The 20,538-nt window shown below is 43.3% G+C and carries 14 protein-coding genes; 1 reads left to right on the forward strand and 13 read right to left on the reverse strand.

Going from position 1 to position 20,538, the window contains the following annotated elements:
• Nucleotides 1-2 precede the first annotated feature (2 nt).
• Nucleotides 3-1,160 carry a PLP-dependent aspartate aminotransferase family protein gene (locus MTO98_RS21615; RefSeq protein ID WP_243481059.1) on the forward strand — a complete coding sequence of 386 codons (1,158 nt, stop codon included), beginning with the start codon at nt 3-5 and terminating at the stop codon, nt 1,158-1,160.
• Between the two features lie 59 nt (nt 1,161-1,219).
• Here MTO98_RS21615 and MTO98_RS21620 read toward each other — a convergent pair whose 3' ends face one another.
• The 13 genes from MTO98_RS21620 to MTO98_RS21680 all read right to left on the reverse strand — a co-directional run bounded on the left by MTO98_RS21620 (nt 1,220) and on the right by MTO98_RS21680 (nt 20,536).
• A complete protein-coding gene (locus MTO98_RS21620; protein ID WP_243481060.1) occupies nt 1,220-1,822 on the reverse strand; it encodes a hypothetical protein in 603 nt (200 codons plus the stop codon).
• Nucleotides 1,823-1,968: 146 nt separating this feature from the next.
• Entirely contained in the window at nt 1,969-3,366 is a 1,398-nt protein-coding gene (locus MTO98_RS21625) for an outer membrane beta-barrel protein (protein WP_243481061.1), read from the reverse strand.
• Between the two features lie 646 nt (nt 3,367-4,012).
• Nucleotides 4,013-5,353: a sigma-54 dependent transcriptional regulator gene (locus MTO98_RS21630; protein ID WP_243481062.1), complete on the reverse strand. Its 1,341-nt coding sequence runs from the start codon at nt 5,351-5,353 to the stop codon at nt 4,013-4,015.
• Nucleotides 5,328-6,500 (reverse strand): M20/M25/M40 family metallo-hydrolase, encoded by a 1,173-nt coding sequence (locus tag MTO98_RS21635; protein ID WP_371825380.1) that lies wholly within the window; start codon nt 6,498-6,500, stop codon nt 5,328-5,330. The genes MTO98_RS21630 and MTO98_RS21635 overlap by 26 nt, the downstream gene beginning before the upstream one ends.
• Nucleotides 6,501-6,505: 5 nt before the next feature.
• On the reverse strand, nt 6,506-7,051 hold the full coding sequence (locus MTO98_RS21640; RefSeq protein WP_243481063.1) for a GNAT family N-acetyltransferase: 546 nt from the start codon (nt 7,049-7,051) through the stop codon (nt 6,506-6,508).
• Nucleotides 7,052-7,259: 208 nt separating this feature from the next.
• Nucleotides 7,260-7,442, reverse strand: coding sequence for a hypothetical protein (locus MTO98_RS21645; RefSeq protein WP_243481064.1), 183 nt, complete (start codon nt 7,440-7,442; stop codon nt 7,260-7,262).
• A 301-nt stretch (nt 7,443-7,743) separates the two neighbouring features.
• Nucleotides 7,744-9,693: a sigma 54-interacting transcriptional regulator gene (locus MTO98_RS21650; protein WP_243481065.1), complete on the reverse strand. Its 1,950-nt coding sequence runs from the start codon at nt 9,691-9,693 to the stop codon at nt 7,744-7,746.
• 4 nt (nt 9,694-9,697) lie between these two features.
• Nucleotides 9,698-12,010, reverse strand: a complete 2,313-nt coding sequence (locus MTO98_RS21655; protein ID WP_243481066.1) for a sensor histidine kinase — start codon at nt 12,008-12,010, stop codon at nt 9,698-9,700.
• 285 nt (nt 12,011-12,295) lie between these two features.
• Nucleotides 12,296-13,624 carry an ATP-binding protein gene (locus MTO98_RS21660; protein ID WP_243481067.1) on the reverse strand — a complete coding sequence of 443 codons (1,329 nt, stop codon included), beginning with the start codon at nt 13,622-13,624 and terminating at the stop codon, nt 12,296-12,298.
• 1 nt (nt 13,625) lies between these two features.
• A complete protein-coding gene (locus tag MTO98_RS21665; protein ID WP_243481068.1) occupies nt 13,626-14,543 on the reverse strand; it encodes a DUF4157 domain-containing protein in 918 nt (305 codons plus the stop codon).
• Between the two features lie 7 nt (nt 14,544-14,550).
• Entirely contained in the window at nt 14,551-15,534 is a 984-nt protein-coding gene (locus MTO98_RS21670; RefSeq protein WP_243481069.1) for a lipopolysaccharide assembly protein LapB, read from the reverse strand.
• Nucleotides 15,531-19,082 carry a DUF4157 domain-containing protein gene (locus MTO98_RS21675; protein ID WP_243481070.1) on the reverse strand — a complete coding sequence of 1,184 codons (3,552 nt, stop codon included), beginning with the start codon at nt 19,080-19,082 and terminating at the stop codon, nt 15,531-15,533. Before MTO98_RS21675 ends, MTO98_RS21670 begins: the two co-directional genes overlap by 4 nt.
• Nucleotides 19,079-20,536 (reverse strand): contractile injection system tape measure protein, encoded by a 1,458-nt coding sequence (locus tag MTO98_RS21680; RefSeq protein ID WP_243481071.1) that lies wholly within the window; start codon nt 20,534-20,536, stop codon nt 19,079-19,081. The genes MTO98_RS21675 and MTO98_RS21680 overlap by 4 nt, the downstream gene beginning before the upstream one ends.
• Between the last annotated feature and the right edge of the window lie 2 nt (nt 20,537-20,538).

The raw sequence follows: 20,538 nt of genomic DNA on the forward strand, positions 1-20,538 counted from the left end.
TTATGGATCTTTCATTTATTTTAAATGAACTTGGGGAGGAAAGAGAAAACTATTTCAACGCCGTTTCGCCGCCAATAATGCAATCAAGCAACTTCAGTTTTAAAGATGTTGCAGGGCTTAGGGAAGCCATGGGTGATGAATTTGAAAGCAACCTGTACTCGAGGGGGCAAAACCCAACACTCAATATACTCAGAAAAAAACTTGCCGCTTTAGACGGTGCTGAAGACGCCCTTTTGTTCAGCAGTGGTATCAGCGCCATAAGCGTACCTATTTTATCGCTGTTAAAATCGGGCGATCATATTATAGCTGTAGATAACCTGTACAGCTGGACCATCAAACTATTTAAGGACTTTTTGCCCAAATTTGGTATCAGCACCACGTTTATTGACGGAACAGTTTTTGAAAATTTCGAAAAAGCTGCAACTCCGCAAACCCGCTTAATTTACCTTGAAAGCCCTAATACCTTTTGTTATGAGCTACAGGATATCAGGAAAGTAACCGCGTTTGCCAAATCAAACGGCATCATAACCATGATCGATAACAGCTACTGCAGCCCACTTTACCAGCAACCTATTAGTATGGGGGTCGACCTGGTGGCGCAATCGGCCACAAAATACATAGGCGGTCATTCGGATGTGGTAGCCGGTGTGCTTACAGGCAGCAAGGCCATGCTTAAAAAACTTTTTGAACATGAGTTCATGAACACAGGCCCCGCACTCTCCCCCCATTCGGCATGGCTGCTTTTGCGCGGATTAAGAACGTTACCGCTCCGCCTGCAACGCAGCTTTGAAAGCACCCGGATCGTTACAGAATGGCTTGCCACCCATCCGGCTGTACAGGATGTGATCTGGCCTTTTAGTCCGCAATTTAAACAAGCCGAATTAGTTAGCCAGCAAATGCAGGGCTGCGGAGGTTTATTTAGCCTTACCTTAAAAAATAGCACATTTAGTAAGATTGAAACATTTTGCAATAGTCTGCAACATATCCTCCTGGCAGTTTCGTGGGGAGGACACGAGAGTCTTGCTGTTCCGGCCATTGCTTCATTTAGTGAGGCTGAATACTCTGCCGAAAATAATCATCACCAATTGATCAGGATGTACGTTGGTCTGGAAGATCCGCATTACTTAATAGCAGATATTAAACAGGCTTTAGAAAAGTAAACAGTCCCGGCCTCGCGCCGGGATTTGCTGTTTAGTTAGGAAATCAATAGTTAATTTATTTATAAGGATGCGTGTTGAGTGCCTTTTGCATGCTGATGCTCAAAATACAGGTATTTGATCTGGTACTCCCGGTTAATGCTGTCATAAGCCATCAGGTCGGCATCGCCATGAAAGTAATTACGGATGCTGTACCTGAAATCGTTTTGCTCCGGAAAACTCCTGTACACGTTGGCTATGGTTAAGTTTAAAACAGGCGCGGCAATACCTGTGCTATAAAAATAATTCTCGGCCCGGGCATAACCTTTACCTTGAGGGACTAACTGTACATGACAGTAAAGTATGAACCCTGCTGTATCAATCACTTCGTAAGCTTCATCTTGATAAAGCCTGTAATCTTTACCTCCATCGCGGTAGCCAAAAATTTCACTTTTTGATAACCTTATCTTTTTCCCTGCGGAGGTAAGGCTGATGTGGTTACCGCCTAAAAAATCATTGAGTTTCAGTTTTGTACCCTCTTCAGGCACGTAGCTCAATTTATCGGCTTTGTAATCCTGGGCAGTTAAATAAATTCCTGACTTTACATTTTCATTTTGTGCCATAAGGCGGTTTGCCCGTATACCGATCAGCATCATGATGATGATCATTTTAATTGAATTTTTCATTTTGTTTACTACTTATTTAAAAATTAAGGGCATAAAAAAGCCGGGCGGCAAAACCCGGCCTCCAACCTTTACTAAACCTACCCTTACAATCCAAACGGGATAAGTTATCGCGGTTTTAAAATACGTTTATATAATCTGCTTACTACTTAAAAGCGAACCAGCAGGGCAGCTATAAATCTTGTTTCTGAGTTTACCAGATCTGGGGTAAAGTTGGTACCATCAAGTGGTGTAGTATTGTAACCATCGGGCGATGTAACACCGCCGTGGCCTGCAAAATATGGCACGTTAGCATGACGGTGAACAACTTCCATCCTGAAAGTCAGGTAATCGTTAGGCATCAGATCCACAGTGGTTGAATAATCATAAGCTTTGAATTTATCGCCGGGATTAGCCGAAAACGGATGAGTACCAACAGCACCTGTACCTACTGCCGGGATCGGGTTTGCATCGCCGGTTGGATAAAGCACCAGGTAACGGCCGGGGTTATTCATTACACCGCCGCCAAAAGTCCAGCCTAAATGACCTTTAGCCATTACCATACGGTGGTAAAACATGGCGCTTGCAAAGTATTGTGCAGGGCCTTTAACCGGATCTGATGTGAAGCCGTTAACACCGTCACCTTTTTCATCGCCAAGGTCGCCTGTTATGGATAAGGCTGCGCTGTTTACGAAGCTGTTTTTATTAGTGTTTTTGTAATAACGTACCTCCACACTGTTATCGGTATGAAAGCGTTTACGGCCCGGTTTGTCCTGAGTATCTGCACCGTAATAGTTATTGGTTAATACCTGTAACCACTCTTTAGGACGCCAAAGGATTTGACCACCAATACCCGGCCTGCTGTTAAACATACCGTATGACTGCCAGCCATTGATCAGCCAAGGCTCAATTTTCAGTTTGTCTGATACGAAGATCTGTACACGTACACCATTAAAGAACCATGGCGTATTATCACTGGTGAACGATGGCTGGTAAGCCCAGTTCTCAGCATTGTAATACGAGAATAAACCTACGTACGACATGAAGATACCCGCATCAACGTTAATACCATTCAATACATTAAAGTGGTAACCCGCATTGGCCTCGCTCAGGTAGCGGTAAGCCGTAGTAAGGTCAAACTGACCGCGGGTAACGCTAAAGTCATTACGGGGCACCACGGTCGACCGGGTACCGAACTGGGTCAATAGGCTGGCACGCACGTTATCATAATGAAAATCTCCGCCGAAAGCTACTGTAGATATTTCAAACTCATGATCGCGTGCCAGGGCGGTTGAACCAACCACGGTGTGGTCTATAGGGTTATTGTTTGATGCGGTATAGTTAAAATCAAGCAGGAAACGACCAGTGAAATATTTGGTATCAAGCAAAGCTTTGTGACGGCGGTCGTTGCCGTTAAGCCAAGTGAAATCGCCAAAGGCAAATGGCTCGGGTTTGGTTTTTACGGTGTCTTTAACAATGGTGCTGTCTGGTAAAGATGCAGCGTTTGCCTGGGCGTAGGCTAAAAGTAGTGTAAGGCCTAATGCAATAAATAAAAGAAGTTTTTTCATTTTGAATATGAGATTATTTGTTCGCGACCGGGACGGTTTGCAGTGTTTAGTTTAATTGTTCCGGCCTACGTTAATTATGGCACGCCTGCCAATTGCTGTACCAAAGCGTCTGCAATATTTCTGGTCAATTTGATTATCAGCAGTTTATTAGTTTTTACTTTATTTTTTATTTGTGGATATCTGAACGATCCTTTTCATTTTGAGATGGTGGTTTTCTCATGCTGAGTTTAAAAATCCGAGACCTCTCATCGCTACCACAAGCGTCAATTGCTACCGCAAGCGTCCTCGCTTGTGGGCTTTATGCTAAGCTATGCAAGCGACTCATCGAGTTGTTGACCTAAACGCGGGCCACAAGCGAGGACGCTTGCGGCAGCAGATGGTTAAAATCCGAGGCCTCTGAAGGGGAAAATCACATTTGCCCCTTTGTCGTGCTGAGGTACGAAGCATCTTCTTCGCTTTGTATAGCGGCCATGCTTGTTGAAGAAGATCCTTCGTACCTCAGGATGACAGTTTTTCTAAAATCATGTCATGGATAATTTGTTTCAGCACTCCACGGGATAGGTGGGCGATTTGCTTATCAGCCGGCTTAGCGAGTGAGGTATTGAAGCAAGTTCAACATGACGATAATTTTAATTGTTTATCATGATCAGTTCATGATAATGTGGTACTCTTCAATTTTACGGTAGAGGGTAGCTAAGCCAATTCCAAGTACCCTCGCGGCTTCGGATTTGTTACCTTTAACATACTTCAGGATCCTGCGGATATGGTGGCGTTCTACGCTGTCCAGATCAAGCGCTACAAGGTCATAATACCCGCCGTTGTGAAATTCGTTAGGCAGTAGTTTTGGGGTAAGTATGGGCTCATCCATCAGGATAATAACCCGTTCAATCACATTTTTAAGCTCGCGGATATTACCGTTCCACTTGTGTTGGTTAAGCAGTTTAAAAAAGCTCTCATCCACGTTGGGCAGCTTCTTCTTCACTTTGGCCGAATATAGTTTAATAAAATGCCTGGCCAGCACCTCAATATCCCCTATCCTATCCCGCAAGGGCGGCAGCACAATCGAAAACCCTGACAGGCGGTAAAACAGATCAAGCCTGAAATGCCCTTCTTCTGATTCCTTTTGCAGATCACGGTTAGTGGCTGCAATAAGGCGTACATTTACTTTAATAGTCTTGGTTTCTCCTATTTTAATAAAAGTCCCATTTTCGAGTACCCTTAACAGTTTAGCCTGCAAGTCGTGGCTCATCTCGCCAAGCTCATCTAAAAAAATTGTACCGCCGCTTGCTTCCTCAAATAAACCCTTCTTATCCTTAAGTGCACCGGTAAACGCTCCCGCTTTGTACCCAAATAATTCACTCTCTAAGAGCTCCTTGCTAAAGGCGCTGCAGTTAACGGCCACAAAGGGTTTATCTTTACGCAGGCTTTCATAATGGATGGCTTCGGCAAATACCTCTTTACCTGTGCCGGTTTCGCCTAAAAGCAAAACAGTAGCATCCGTACGGGCTACTTTCTTGGCCAGTTCAACTGCCTCCAGTATGGCGGGTGATTGACCAAGCACTATCGGGAAACCGTGCTGGGTTTCCACTTCATTTTGAAGTTCGTTAATATGGTATTGTAAATTGGCTTTATCAAGTGCCCTGCTCACCAGGGGAATGATCTTGTCATTATCATCACCCTTGGTTAAATAATCAAAGGCCCCGTTTTTAATGGCCAGCACCCCATCGCTGATGGTACCGAAGGCTGTTAGGTTAATGATCTCGATGTAGGGTTTTATTTGTTTGATACGCTGCACCAGTTCAACCCCGTTAGCATCGGGCAGCTTTACATCGCTTAACACTACCCTTACATCCTCGCGCTCAATGAGGCGTAAACCGGCTTTTGCGTTAGGTGCCTGGATCACGTTATATCCTTCCAGTACCAAAATACGGGCCATCAGTTCGCTGAGCTTTACCTCGTCATCAATTATTAATATGCTTGATTTCATTTTTGTATTTGTTTGGATTATTGATGAGCATCAGCGGCAGTGTTTCCAGCAGCCGTACATATAAGTTGATGCCCTTCTTGATCTCTTCGAGGTAAATAAATTCATCGGCCGAATGTGAACGGGCCGAATCGCCGGGGCCTATCTTTACCGAAGGGATAGATAACCAGGCCTGGTCGGACGTGGTAGGCGAAATATAGGTTTTGCAGCCAACTGCAATCCCCGTCTTAACTATCGGATGTTCGGGAGATACCGATGATGCCCCCAGCGATCCGGCGCGCGGGTTTACCTGGCACGATACATTCCTTTTAATAATATCAACAATCTCGTTTTGCGAAAAGGTATCATCATGCCTGATATCCACAGTAAACTCACACCTGCCTGGTACGATATTATGCTGAGAACCTGCTTTAATGGTGGTCACCGTCATCTTTACGGGAGATATTCCCTTCAATTGCTGCGGAAACTGGTACAAACTGAACCACTCCAGGTCCCGCAGGCATTTATGAATAGCATTATCACCTTCCTCACGCGCAGCATGGCCCGGGCGACCATTACTTATACAATCAATAACCAGATTGCCCTTTTCAGCAATAGCCATTTGCAGCAAAGTGGGTTCACCAACTATGGCCAGTTCACACCTGCCCAGCAGCGGCAGGATTGATTTAATACCGTTTTCGCCTGAGTTTTCTTCTTCGGCAGTGATGGCGAGACAAAGGTTAAAACCTAAACCGTGGTAGCTGTAAAAATGCAGAAAGGCGGCAATGAGCGATACAACACAACCGCCTGCATCATTACTACCAAGCCCGTAAAGTCTCCCCTCGCTTATTTCCGGGCAAAACGGATCTTTTGTGTACCCCTCGTTTGGCACAACCGTATCCATATGAGAGTTAAGCAGTATTGTCGGTTTAGTTTCATCATAGTATTTATTAAAGCACCAGATATTGTTCCCCTGCCGTTTTACCTTAACCGAATAACCATGCAGGTATTGCTGTATAATATCAGCAACCGCATTTTCATCGCCGCTAAGCGACGGTATTTTGATCATATGCTGTAGCAGCACAACAGACTCGCTAAAAAAATGCGGGTTTAAAGGCAGCGTATGTCCTACCAAAGAAGTGGCGGGCTGCTCATTCAATGTCTTTATCATAAAGGTTAGTTTAGTTGAGGATCAAATAACATGGCGGTACACAAGCAATTGCAACGATTTTTACTTTGCAGCACATCATAGTTTACACAGCTTTTGCAGGCATCCCAAAAACGAGGTTCACGTGCTACTTCGGCATAGGTTACCGGTTCAAAACCAAGGCGGGTATTCATTTTCATAATGGCCAGGCCGGATGTAATGCTGAATATTTTTGCTGATGGGTATTTGCTGCGCGAAAGGTTAAAAATGCAGTCCTTAATTTCAGAAGCTACACCCTGGTTACGGTGCTGCGGTGATACGATAAGGCCGCTGTTTGATACAAATTTTCCGTTGTCCCAGGTTTCTATATAGGAGAAACCTACCCATTCGCCATTTTCCGTTACGGCAACTATGGCTTTGCCGGCGTCGATCTTTTCTATTACTGAGGCTGCCGATCTTTTGGAAATACCCGAGCCCCTTGCTATGGCCGAACTTTCCATTTCCCTGATAATTTCATCGGCGAACACTACATCGGCCGGAATAGCCGGCCTTACAATAATTCGTTCATCTTCCATTTTATATGTTTATTTCAGTTATCAGCACGGATTTGTTGAATAACTGTACATACCCTAATGCCAAAAGAATGCCCGTTATGGCACACTTATACCATTTATCGGTTTAGGCCGTGTAAATGAAGATTTTAGTTTTTATCGACGGATCAGGCCATAAAAAAAGCCTATCAAAATGAAAGGCTTCTATTTTCAAAACAAGTTATTTTGATAATTATTGAACCGGCTGATGGTATTCAGGGCTGGTTTTAAAATGCTCCAGGTAGCCGTCCGGGTTTACAGCAACCCCACTCATTTCTGTTTTAGGGGGTGCTTTCTTCTTTTTCGGACCAGAGACAGAAAGAATAATAGCTGCTAATAAAGTGGTTATTTTAAGTATGATATAAAATATTGCCATGGCTTTTAACTTTATGGTAAAAGCCCGTAGCAAACTAAACCTGTGCCAAAAACCTCAAGATCATCTTCAATAGCCCGTAAACAACTATTGGCGGCACCTGATCAAAGCAACCTCTATCATTTTGGGAGATGCAAATTATCAAAATGATAGAGCCCACCTCGTCAGTAAGATCGTTTTCAGATCAAACGTAAATTTGAAGAACAAAATGAAAAACTTTCAAGAATGAAATTTGCCAGCCATCTTGAGTTATTTAAAACGCATATATCGGCTATTTACTATAAACACTGTTTAAAGTAAATACCTATTCCCACTTTTTAATACCTAACTTTTGCATTTTTGAGTGCAGGGTAGATGGCGGCAAGCCTAATTTGGATGCGGCCCCATCCTTCCCGCTTATTTTGCCATTGCAGCGCTTTAGCACATCCAAAATATGGTCGCGGGCATGCTCATCAATGGTTTTCAATTTATCGGATGTTACCTCGTTATAAACAGGACTTTCTTTTTTTCCCTGCAACTTTGGCAAGTAGGCATCTTTTATTACCGGGCCATCAGTTAACAGTATACTGCGTTCAATAAAGTGCTCAAGCTCCCGCACATTGCCAGGCCAATGATATTCAAGCAACTGGTTCATCACATTGGGCGAGATACCTGTTATCGCTTTGCCGCTTTTTTGTGCATATCGCTGTAAAAAATAATTGGCTAATACGGGAATGTCATCTTTACGTTCTCTTAAAGCCGGAATTATTATCGGAAATACATATAACCTGTAATATAAGTCGAGCCGAAAACGGCCTTCCTCAACTTCTTTTTCAAGATTACGGTTAGTAGCCGCAACTATGCGTACGTTGATCTTAATAGGACCTTTACCACCAATACGCTCAATCTCCTGCTCCTGTAAAACGCGCAGCAATTTAACCTGCAGTTCGGCAGGCATTTCGCCAATCTCATCTAAAAAAATGGTACCGCCATCGGCCAGTTCAAACTTTCCGGTACGCTTTTCAACAGCTCCGGTAAAGGCACCTTTTTCGTGCCCGAACAATTCCGACTCAATAAGCGTAGCCGGCATAGAAGCACAATTCACTACCACTAAAGGCTTATTTTTACGCAGCGACAGATAATGGATACTCTTAGCTATTTGCTCTTTGCCTGTTCCGCTTTCGCCCAAAACCAGCACCGACGTGTCAAGTGGTGCAACTATGCCAATATGATCAAGCACGGTAAGCATCTGGTGGCTTTTGCAAATGATGTTCTTAAAACCTGTAGCCTTTGTTTTTTCACTTAGTTCAGTTTCAGTTCCTTTGTCAATTCTGCTTGTTGATGGCTCAGGCGCATCAATCGGGATGATCTCCTCTATAGCCATTAATAATGACCGATGCAAACGGTCCAGCAAAATCAAATGGTCATTGGTATAACAATCTGTTTTTCGGCTATAAAACGAAAACTGAATAACGTCTCCGCTTGAGGAAAGTAAAGGCAATCCTAAAAACGATTGCATATTAAAAACCTGGGCAATAAGTTTTTTAACCGGAAACTCCGGCCAGATCTTTACAAAATTACCCGCGTTATAAAAATCGGCTTTGGTAGTCCGCGGGCTGTCCTCCTGCATTTGCTTAAGCTGGTTCCTGTTAGTTTTTGTGATGTTCACAAATTCATCTGTACCTATCAACTGGTACTCATCAAACCCTGTACGCAAAAACGAGATGGCATTACCGGGAAAACCTATACCGTTTTTCATAGTAGTGGTTAAATAATCAAACGGTACATGCGGCTGGATACTCATTGCTATCTTCAACAATTTTTGTTTCCAGCCTATCGGTTCGGCAACTATATTTTTAAATACCTGTTCAAGAGCCTGTTCCTGGCGCAGCTTTGATTCAATACTATTTTGATGCCTGTAAAAAGCAACATCAAGAGTTATCAGGAGCTCCTTTTCACGAAATGGCTTTACCAAAAAACCGTAAGGCTGTGTAGCCTTTGCTTTCTCGAGAATGCTTTCCTGAAAGTTAGCCGACAGGTATACAAATGCTATATTTTTTGATGTAAGTATTTTGGCCAGGTCAATACCTGTTTGGTTTCCTTTTAAAAATATATCAAGCAATACCATCTCAGGCCTTTGCTCTTCAATAATTTCAAGTGCTTCTGGTACAGAATCGGCAATGCCGCAAACTTTGTAACCGGCACGGGTTAATATTAATTTCAAATCGTACGCCACCAACGACTCGTCCTCAACTATTAATATCTTTTTGTTCATATTATCAATTAGCTACAAAAGTTTTTCGTTCAAGATTGTTTAACTGCTTCTCGGCCCTAAACTCCACGGTAATTACAGCACCGTCGCAATTTCCCATTTTAAAATAACCACCTAACTGCTTACTCAGTGCTTTCATCATTTCCATTCCTAATGAACTTGCATTTTGAATATCAAAATCAGTTGGCAGTCCTATTCCATTATCTGCTATGGTGAGTATAATAGTTTCCTCGGCCAGTTGTAGGGCTATCTTAATTTCGCCCCTTTGCATAGGGAAGGCGTATTTAATGGCATTAGTAATGGCCTCATTTAAAATAAGGCCAACGGGTACGGCCTGGGCCACATCAAGCTTTACAGGCTGCACTATTTGCTCAAAACGAATGCCCCGATCGCCAGGGTTATAGCAATCTGCCAGATAGCTGATCAGCTCATTAATATAAACCGACATATCGATATACGACACATCCGAATTGCTGTACAGCTTTTGATGGATAAGTGCTATGGCCTGCACCCGGTTCTGACTTTCACGAATAGCGGCAAGTGCAGCATTATTCTTTAAAAATGCCGATTGTGTGTTAAGCAGGCTCATTACAATCTGCAAATTATTTTTTACCCGGTGATGCACCTCTTTCAACAGCCAGTCTTTTTCGTCAAGCAGGTTATCTTTTTCATTAAGCAATTTTTGCAGCGATAAATTCTGATTATTAATTTCTGTTTGCTTTAACTGCAATTGCTGATTGCTCCGCTGCTTGTGCCTGTAACCGTTAAATGCCAAACCCGCTATAATGATGAGCATAGCCACGCCGCCAAAAGTGATATTGCGCTGCATGTTCACCTTTTGAAGTTCGGCCTGCTGATTTTTGCTTTGTACCTGTAATAACCTTATGGACTGTTTATTCTCCTTGGTTTTATAGCTGATATCAAGCTCTTCTATCTGCTTGTTTTTAATAGCATTAAACAATGAATCGTCAAGACGCTTATGTACCTCGAAATGCTTTATTGCCGATACATAGCTCCCCGAGGCCGAATCAACCCTAAATTGCATATTATGGATTTTGGTAAGGGTGATAGGCCTTATTTTGTTTGATGGCAATGACAGGATTTGCCGGGTATAAATTCCGGCTTTTTTAAACTGTTGTGTAAGCAAGTAAAAACCGGCCATCGTTTCGTTGTAGTGCACAAAATCGGTAACCATTTGCTCATTAGTGGTATAAAAGTCTTTGCTAAAATTAGTGACCTTATATACATCCATCATTTTCAGATAGTACTCCTCTGCTTTGGGATAATCTTTCATGGCAACATAAATATTGCCAAAGGCCTCATACATATCAACCTGTTGGGCCAGTATCTTTGGCGGCACATCAATTACCGCCTGTTTAAGATACGCCAGCGCCTCTTTAGGCCTTTTAGCCGTAATAAAATCATAAATGATAAGACTCAGGTATCCGTAAAAATCTTCATACTGCTTTCTTTTTTTCAGGATATCTGCCGATTTGATAATGTAAACAAGGCTTTGATCATATTTATTCAGATCGGCATACACTAATGCCAGTTTAGCGTAGTAAAAATCGGCTAAAGCAGTATCAGCCGTGGCGTTCATGCTTTTTATAACTTCATGCCTGTATAAAAGCTCATTATGTAAATCCACCTTTTGCTTACTTACCTCGGCAAGAGAGTGATAAGTGTAGTGAAGTTTTTTATAGCCAATAGCTTTGTATTGGGCCAGCACTTTAAGTAATTCGGTTTCGGCCAGATCAAACTTCTTTTCGTTAAGATGAATGTCTGCTATATTTTTGTTCATATCGGCCTCATCCAGTTTATGACCGGTTTGTTGAAATAAAGCACGGGCCTGCTCATAACTATTTATTTTATCAGGAATAGCAGCTGCATTATCTATAGACAGGTCGTCACCCAAACGGGCCAGAGTTTTACCTTCGTTATATTTATCACCAATTTTGCGGTAGTAGTTAACTACCTCCATAAAAATGGATTTACCTTGTTTAAGGTTGCCCTGTTTTAAATAGGACGCACCTTTGAGCATCATTGCCTCGTTAAGCCATTTTGCCGAATGGATGGCTACGCTCATTTGTATAGCGTTATTAAAAACAGTGATGCCGCTGTCAAGCACTTCCTTATGCTCGCCTGGTTTATTGAGATAATAGCTGCCTAATTGTATCTGCAGCTTTATGGTATTGGTATCGGCCTTGTTTTTTTGATTATCAAGATTAAGTTTAATGGTAGTAATGTCCATCTTTTTTTGCCCCAATACAGTTGAAGCAAAAAACACAACAATAAAACATATCGATATATATTTAAACATACACACAGTATTTTATTGCCATTGAGATAATTACAGACAAAACCATAACAAAATCATCTCCTGTGAATGCCACGGAATTGTGATAGGTGATGATTTGCTAAATTTATTCAATTTTAAGCAAATCGCATCAATAAGCAGGAAGCTAAATTTTCTTTATTACTGAAGTGAAACCAGGCTCCAGGCTAACATAAAAATGCTAAGCCTGATCAATCAAATCAATGTACAGATCATGGATTCGGTTGTATAAATTATGGGTACCAGCCTTGTAGCAGCGAAAGGCTGGTATTACCAAACCCGGTTCTCTTTGGTGTATTCCCTTTCTATACCTTCCAGTATCAGCTCTGATGTGATACGGCTTTCCTTACGGGCCAGCATTTGCAAACAGGCAAATTGCACCACATTTAAAATACCCGAGCCGCTAAGCTCATACTTACGGGAGATTTGCTCGAGATTAATATGTCCGTTGAGGTTGGCTTTGGGCGGAAATGATTTTTGCCAGATGGTATGCCGTTCATCAGCATTGGGCAACGGGAAATTAATAACCGACTGAAACCTGCGCATGAAAGCCTCGTCAATATTGTTTTTAAAATTGGTAGCCAAAATAACCAGGCCATTGTGCTGCTCAACGCGCTGAAGCAGGTACGATGCTTCCTGGTTGGCGTATTTATCATGTGCATCTTTAACATTGGTACGCTTACCGAAAAGCGCGTCGGCTTCATCAAAAAACAGGATCCAGTTTTTATTATCCGCTTTTTCAAACAATTTGGATAGATTTTTTTCTGTTTCGCCAATAAACTTAGATACGATCATTGACAGGTCGATCCGAAAAACAGGCTTACCGGTATACTTACCGAGCAGGGATGCCGTGAGCGTTTTGCCGGTTCCCGGAGGGCCGTGAAATAAAGCACGGTAACCAGGCTTCAGTTTTCGCTCCATACCCCAATCGGTCATTAATACCTGCTGATAGTTTACCCAGCTTTCAAGCTCGGCAATCTGTTTGCGGGTGGTGCCGTTCAATACAAGGTCGTCCCAGTTGTAAGTAGTTTCCAGGTGCTGGGCCGGGAAGTTCATACTCAATTTGGGGATAGATTCGGTACCGATAATTAAAAGCTCAACATATTCGGGCTGTAATATCAACCTGCCTGATAAAGCCGGCTCGCCTTCGGGTACATCTTCCAAATGCAAAATATGATGTTTACTTAGCGCGCTATGATGGTGAAATAATTGAGCAACTTCCAGCCGCTTATCTATATCATCACCTGCCAAAACAAAAACCGCTGTTTGTCCGGTAGGCAAAAAGCTTCTCCCGTTACGGCTCCTGACGCCTCCTATCTGCTGAAAATCACCCGATTCGCGCATGTAGGGCTGAATAATTTCATCAAAAAATTCAACCTGTAAATGCGGGGCAAGGGACATCATTAGTATTATAACCTCATTACTGCTCAGGTTGTGGTCATCAATCAGCGTTTCAAGTACGCTGCCGTTTCGCTCCAACTGAGGCAAAAGCGGAGGTAAATAAGTGGCATCATTGCCAAATACGGTTTGCAGCCGGGCTTCAATACAGCCGGCTGTATATTGCATTAGTGCTTTTAACTGTTTAATATTAGTATCCATTTTATTTACGCGGACCATTTTGCTGAACAACATGGGTTAATTCATGCGCCAGCAGGTTCATGCCGGCTGTACTTTCCGGATCAAACTTACCTGCATTAAAATAAACATCATTACCATGTGTAAAAGCCTGCGCCTTTGAAAGGTTACAAAGTTCAACCGCCTGCTGCCCTGTATGTATTTTCACCTGCTCAAAATTGGCATTCATCTGGTGTTCCAATTGCGTGCGTACTTTTGCCGGCAGCGGGCTACCGCCGCCTTTGCTTGCATCAAGTAATCTATCAAACTTAGCCTCATTGGTTTCGGGTTTACCTTCTGTTTTCTCTACACCGCCTGCTTTCTCTTCTTTCTTTTGTGCAGCGGCCATATCGTCCTTTTCCTCACCTTTCTCTTTCTTTTGCGGTTTTCCTTCGTCCTTTTTATCTTCTTCGCCCTTTTTCTGTGGCTTATCGTCTTTCTTTTCTTCCTCTTTTTTCTGAACGCCCTCCTTGTCCTTCTTATCCTCTTCCTTTTTTTGTGGCTCTTTATCTTTTTTATCTTCTTCTTTCTTCTGAGTTGGCTTTTCTTCCTCTTTTTTCTCGTCTTTTTTCTGTGGCTTGCCTTCTTCCTTCTCGTCCTTTTTTTCTTTCTTTTGGCCGGCTTTAGCGTCTTTTTCCTCATCAGCACCTTTTTTCTGAACGCTCATCTGCCCCATTCGCTGCGACGAATTAGCGGTTGCCTGCTGCGCCATAGTTACTTTATGCGCTACGGCGTCAGCTTCCTGCTCAAGGGCAGAGTCCTGGTTCCCATCAATTTTTCTCGCCTGAAAAAAAGCGTCGCTATCTTGCTTACTTTTTTCACGGCTACCGTTAAAAAAAGGCTTTTCAGCTTTATCCGCCTGTTTCTGACTAAGCGGCTGGCGTGTATTTTGGATGTATTTCATAGGTGGTTTAGTTTAAGTTTCTTAACAGATCAAGTTGTTTTTTGGCATGTGCAGCCCATTCGCCGGCATCATTGGCTAAATCTTCGAAAACCTGTTTGGCTTGTTCTTTTTGATTTAAATTGGCTAACGCTATGCCAAGATATAGTTTCCCTTTTTTGTTTCCGGGATATTGTTCAAGCAATAGGTTAAGATGTAGCAGCGCCTCGTCAAAGCGGTTAACCCCCATGCAAAGCACCCCTAAATTCAACCTGATCTCCTCGTTTTTAGGATCATATTCCAAAATCCTTCCATACTCGGCAGCTCCTTCATTCAGCTGTCCGCTTTGCAGATAGGCAACCGCAAGATTGTTACGTACAGCTATATCCGCAGGAAAGAGCATTAAATACCTGATCAGGTAACCGGTTGCAATTGAATAGTTTTTTATCATGAGCTGAGACAAACCTGCTGTTTGCAATGCCCGGCCATTTTGCGGGTTCTCTGATAAAACGTAATCGGCCATTTCAAAAGCTTCATCATACCTGCCGGTTGAAAGATAAACCTGCGCCAATCCCATCAATAAAGTTAAGCTTGCTGGATTAAGCTCAACTGCCTTTAGCCAGCAGGTTTCGGCACTTTCCATATCGGCCGATAACATATACAATTTAGCCAATCCCTCCCAGGCCTCAAACTGATCGGCCTTAAGGCTGATGGTTTGTCTGAATGCTTCTAAAGCTTTATCATATTGGCCCAACAAAACCTCGGTATTTGCCAGGTTTAGCCACGCCGATGTATTTTGCTTATCGATCTCTAAAGCACGCACAAAAAGTGATTGTGCCTCCACAAATTTATTTTGCTGATAAAACAACATTCCCCGGTTGTTGAGCAGGGTAACGTTTGGTTCATTTAAATTGGCAGCCTTTGCGTAATAAGCCTCGGCAGCTTCAAAATTGCCACTTAGCTGCTGCATGGCGCCAAGATTTATCAATTCGGTTAGTTGGCTTCTGTTGCTCATAACATCTCGTCTTTAACTTTATCTGCAATACCACCCGCGATATCAGAAATGCTGATTTCAGGATAAGTAACTTTAATATCATCTGTTTTAACATCAAACGGCTCGCCGTCTTTATAATGGATTGGTAGCGAAACCTTCACCTGCAAATCGGGGCCATAACTAAATGATGCCAGGTTCTTGGTCCATTCTTTTGAAATATCGGTAACCCAAAGATCAAGCTCGGCTTTAATGAAAGCGTTTACATCAAATGTGAACTTAGGATGCACCTCTATCTCGCCCAAAGCATTAAACTCAAATCCGGTTGTTGGCGACCATGCCAGATCCGCAGCGGCACTTGCCTCTCCCTCCAAGCCCAAACCACCTACTATTTGGATGCCACCTGTAACACTGGCAGGCCCAATGCTCAAACCAATACCCAGTGCAGCTTTTAGCTTTAAACCAGCATGTGCCGGGATCACAAATTTTGCCCCGCCGCTGATCCGTGTATTTTCGGGATGTGAAGGGTTAAATTCTATTTGTCCAAAAACATCCTTCAACTGACCGGGGCCTACTGCGGCATCGAAATCAAGACCGCCATCAATAGTGGCCACAATGCCTATGCTTTTTGGCCCAAGCGGGATAGCAAATATTGGGATCTGGATGGTTGGTACTTTAAAAAGCTCTTTATTGATGCTCTTTTTAGGGAAAACATCAACTGCTGAAGGAAGATCCAAACGGCCAACAACTTCAATTTCGCCGGCCGGGGTTACCCTCACACTTGCCGAAGCCTGCAGCCAGTCGGTAACTTTAAGTGTTAATTTACCCGAGCCGTAAGCGGTAAATTTATCACCCGCCGGGCCTGATGGCGTACCATCGGCAGCTATAGCGCGATTGGTTGCACCAACCATTACCTCGCCCGATACCCTGTCAGCAGCGTAAGATGCTTTGCCTTCTATAGTCAGCGCGCCATCGTCATAAGAAATTGACAGCTCAGTATTGATCTTCGGAATTTTAGGGATCGCCTTACCGTTGGCTTTTACATGGTAGATTTCGTCCGGCCCGCGGGTAACTTCCACACTACCGCTACCGCTTTGGATGCCCGGCATATTTTCATCAAGAACAAAGCTGCCCCCGATAACCAATGTTTCATTAGCGTAACTAACGTGGATCTCGGCGCTCTTTACCCCTTTAATATCCGGTTCGGCAGTACCTGTAGCTGTGAACTCCTTGTTTGCATAAGCTATATTGATGTGGGCCGATTTGATCCCCTTTATCTTATTGGGGCCAATTCCTATCTCACCGGTAGCTGATAAACCTCCGCCTTCGCCGCTTTCACCCGGCTTAACATAATCAACTGTGATACGGGCTGGATTAAAGGTTTTAGAGTCGAAGTCAAATGAACCACCCAATGCGAAAGCACCCGACGTACCTGCCTTTGCGTGTACTTCTCCCTTTCCAAGCTTTTGGATCTCAAAGTTCATGTTACCATCAAGCGTCAAACCCGAATCGCTCAAAGTAATACCGAGAGATGTATCTGTAATTTTAAACGGTGGAGGCAAACTGATCTCGCCGCCGTCAAAAACCTTTCTTATGCCTATGCCATTGCCATCAACAACAATGTCGATATCCGCTTTATCGATGAGCGGAATAGTAGTGTGAACCTTGCCTTTTGCTTCAAGTTCACCATCATCGCTAAATTCAGCCGTTAACAGTTGAACCGGACTTAAAGCCTTAACTCTCGGCCGCAGTTTATCTAAAATATCCTGTCTCGAAATAAAGCCGCCGTATACCCCCGGAATAGCATTTATTGCAAACGTATCTGTGATTCTATCAGCAATCTTGCTGGTTTTAAACATAGTTACCGTTATCGTACCAGCGCCCCCCTGCTGCATAATATCGGTTTGGGGGTCATAGCTAATTGAATCGATATTAGCGGTATATTTTTTTGTATTTTGAAGTTGAAACGGCCCCTTTTTTTTCATTTTAACAGCCCGGCCTCTCCGTTCGTTAAAAAAAAGGTGTACATGATTTGTATCCACAAGTTCCTTCAGGTACTTATCATCCTTGCCCGGTACCAGGAAACGCATTCCGTTAAGATGCAGGCCTTTTTGTATATCGGAAAGCGAGTATTTATCAGTATCAGCTACAGTATCTGGCGTTCCCTTTTTTGTTATGTTCGCAGCTGTTATACTATAGTTCTGTTTTACTCCGTCTAAAGTAACTCCTTTTACACTCTCAGGGTCTTTTTCTTTCTCAACTTTTAAAGTCTCCTTTATGGCGTTTTCTATGGCCGCCTCGATTTTAGGCCCTGACGCGCCATTTATCTTTTGGGATAAAAGCCATAAGTTACCGATATCGGTATCTGCACCCCCAAGTTGTAATTCAACTTTATGATCAACCTGAAACTCATGTTTCTGACCGGTGCGCCGCCAATCAGGCCTGACCGACCGAGTACGGATTTGATCGGGATTGCCAAACAGGATACCGCCGCTTGGGTTAGTTATCGAAACCATGAAATAAGTGTTGTTACCTGCCGGAGATGTTCCCCCATTTGGCAATTCGGTCTTTTTCAGATTATTAAACTTTTCATTAAACCCGCCATCTGTTGCGGCCTTCTCCTCCCATTTAGTTAAGTGTTCACCGCTTCTTTTAGTGTATTTAAATGGATAATCGCTTTTTGATGGCATCATATCGTATTTAAAACCGGGAATCTCTATTTTTTCAACTTTTATCGTTTTATTCTTCTTATCGATCTTCGCTTCGCCTGTATGCGGTTTCCCCTTTCCGGCGCTACCGTCCGATACGCCCATTTCCGCCCGCTGAATAATCCCTTTCTTTTTAACCCCATTACCACCCTGTTGCACGGTATGTGTTACCTCATGCGCCAATAAATGCTGCCCCGATTGACTTTGCGGATCATATTTACCTGCACCGAAATAAATATCGTTACCATGCGTAAATGCCTGAGCCTGTAAATCATTACTTAAACCAGCAGCCTCGCTGTTATTGTGGATACGCACACCGGTCAGATCTGCTCCCATGGCACCTTCCATTTCCTCGCGGGTATTTGCTGGCAGCGGTTCGCCGCCCCCTTTGCTGTCTTCAATTTTTTGCTGGGTTTGCGGAGATACATCCGGTACGGCAGATTGGCCGCTTCGCTTTAGTGTATTACCCTCGTTAGGATCGCCGTCGCTTTCAAAAATGGGGCGGCGTTGCAACTCTTTATCTGCTCCGTTCTGTTCTTTTTCCTGTTTATCGTCTTTTTTATCTTCTTTTTTTTGTAAGCTATTAGCACTGGATATGGCCGGGGCAGTCACCGGAGTTGGTTTAGGTTGATTGATATGTTGCACAACCTTATCGGCAACGTGGTCGGCCTGCCGTTCAAAATGATCGCCTGGTTCATTAACCGTCATTTTACGCTGAACCTGGTTACCTTCAAAAAAAGGAGATTCCGGGGCCCTGTCGGTATTGTGCCCGGCTGAGAAAAACGCATCTTTTCCAGCAGACTGCCGGTTGGCAGGCTGGTTTTGTTTGGTATTTGCAGGTGCGGCCTTTTGAGGTGTTTTCATTGCCAATCCACATAAAAAGGTTCATCCATCCAGGGCAGTTTGATCACGCCAATACCCCACGGCAACGATGAAAGCAGGATATCCAGATCCTTGTGCTCCACAATAAGGCGCACAGGCCGTTCAGCCTCTGTAAGTTTCCCGTTGCGCATTAAAAAGCCCTGACGCAAACCGCCCGGCGATGTATTTTTTAATGCCTTCCAATATTTCACAACTGTGCGGAGCATATTTTCACCCTCCTCAAGCATACGCTGCGGTATTTCAATTTCGCGTTCTAATGGTTCTCCGGCAGGCCACTGGCATAAAAACTTTTCGAAATACATATCGTACTCAAAAGCATTTAAGTTACCGGTACCTAAATAGTGAAGCAGATGCACTGCGAGCTGCCTTGCAGACAGGTCAACAAAGCCGTTATCCTGTAGCAAGCCAAAATCTTTAAAAAAATATTCCAGGAAAGGATGCAGAATAACTAAACCGGCCTGATTGATAAAGGTGCCGGCAATTTCCTCTGCTTTAGCTATTTCAGGGGTATTATCAGGTGTTGCAATCGGTTTATCTTTGTTAGGGGCCGGTGTGCTGTATGCTAAACGGATAGCTTTATCGGCAATTTGAATAAGACCACCTGCAGATATTAGTGTAGTGGCATTTATTTCTTGAGCAAACAACACAGAGATATCTTTCAATGCCGTGCCGCGGGGGAGTTCAGGACTGCCGCGGCGTAAGTAAATCATCAGCAATAGCTTCTCAATAACATATCCGGCACCATTTAACTCATTTAAAAAAGTATCCTGATTACCTTTTATCAACCGATCATTTAACAAGCTCCGAATTTCGGCAGCAATGCTATCAAGCTTTACTTGCAACTCAATAACCTCTAACCCAATTATAGCAGCTACAAGCTTTTTAATAAACACCAAAGTGAACTGACTAAATAACCTGTTTAAAACAACCTGCGACCCTTTAAACAGATCGGCAAACTTCAGCTTGTAAGGGCCATTATTTACCAGGAGCCTTGATAGCTTATCAAGCCAAATAGCCTCCTGTTGCAGCCATTCTGCAGAAGAAACAACATACCAAGGGAGCCTGCCGTTATTCAGAAAATAAACAAATACATTAAAGGCCCGCTGTTCTTCAGAAAGTAACGAATGGCTAATATGATCAGGTTCGTCAACACTGGGCAGCATATAAGAGTTGACAACAGGTTCAAGTACTTTTGACAATTTCTCTTGCAGTTGTTCAAAAACATCTTCCAGTTTACCCTTTCCTAAATCAAGATCAATCTTATCTATCAAAACATGGTCAGGTACATCCATGCTATCCAATAGTTGCTCTAACTTTTCAAGCAGCACTTGTTCAAAGTATTGCACTGCATCATCCTGCACCTTTCGGGCAGAGCTACGGTGCGGCACTTCGATGTCAAGTACCAGCTTATGGATAATATGTATATTGCCTGCCATAG

This window comes from Mucilaginibacter sp. SMC90 (genome assembly GCF_022811725.1).
Classification (GTDB): Bacteria; Bacteroidota; Bacteroidia; order Sphingobacteriales; family Sphingobacteriaceae; genus Mucilaginibacter.

Coding starts and splice junctions, on each gene's coding strand:
- MTO98_RS21645 (WP_243481064.1), bottom strand. CDS start 7,442: ATGGCAATATTTTATATCATACTTAAAATAACCACTTTATTAGCAGCT.
- MTO98_RS21650 (WP_243481065.1), bottom strand. CDS start 9,693: ATGAACAAAAAGATATTAATAGTTGAGGACGAGTCGTTGGTGGCGTAC.
- MTO98_RS21615 (WP_243481059.1), top strand. CDS start 3: ATGGATCTTTCATTTATTTTAAATGAACTTGGGGAGGAAAGAGAAAAC.
- MTO98_RS21655 (WP_243481066.1), bottom strand. CDS start 12,010: ATGTTTAAATATATATCGATATGTTTTATTGTTGTGTTTTTTGCTTCA.
- MTO98_RS21635 (WP_371825380.1), bottom strand. CDS start 6,500: ATGATAAAGACATTGAATGAGCAGCCCGCCACTTCTTTGGTAGGACAT.
- MTO98_RS21670 (WP_243481069.1), bottom strand. CDS start 15,534: ATGAGCAACAGAAGCCAACTAACCGAATTGATAAATCTTGGCGCCATG.
- MTO98_RS21625 (WP_243481061.1), bottom strand. CDS start 3,366: ATGAAAAAACTTCTTTTATTTATTGCATTAGGCCTTACACTACTTTTA.
- MTO98_RS21630 (WP_243481062.1), bottom strand. CDS start 5,353: ATGAAATCAAGCATATTAATAATTGATGACGAGGTAAAGCTCAGCGAA.
- MTO98_RS21660 (WP_243481067.1), bottom strand. CDS start 13,624: ATGGATACTAATATTAAACAGTTAAAAGCACTAATGCAATATACAGCC.
- MTO98_RS21620 (WP_243481060.1), bottom strand. CDS start 1,822: ATGAAAAATTCAATTAAAATGATCATCATCATGATGCTGATCGGTATA.
- MTO98_RS21680 (WP_243481071.1), bottom strand. CDS start 20,536: ATGGCAGGCAATATACATATTATCCATAAGCTGGTACTTGACATCGAA.
- MTO98_RS21640 (WP_243481063.1), bottom strand. CDS start 7,051: ATGGAAGATGAACGAATTATTGTAAGGCCGGCTATTCCGGCCGATGTA.
- MTO98_RS21665 (WP_243481068.1), bottom strand. CDS start 14,543: ATGAAATACATCCAAAATACACGCCAGCCGCTTAGTCAGAAACAGGCG.
- MTO98_RS21675 (WP_243481070.1), bottom strand. CDS start 19,082: ATGAAAACACCTCAAAAGGCCGCACCTGCAAATACCAAACAAAACCAG.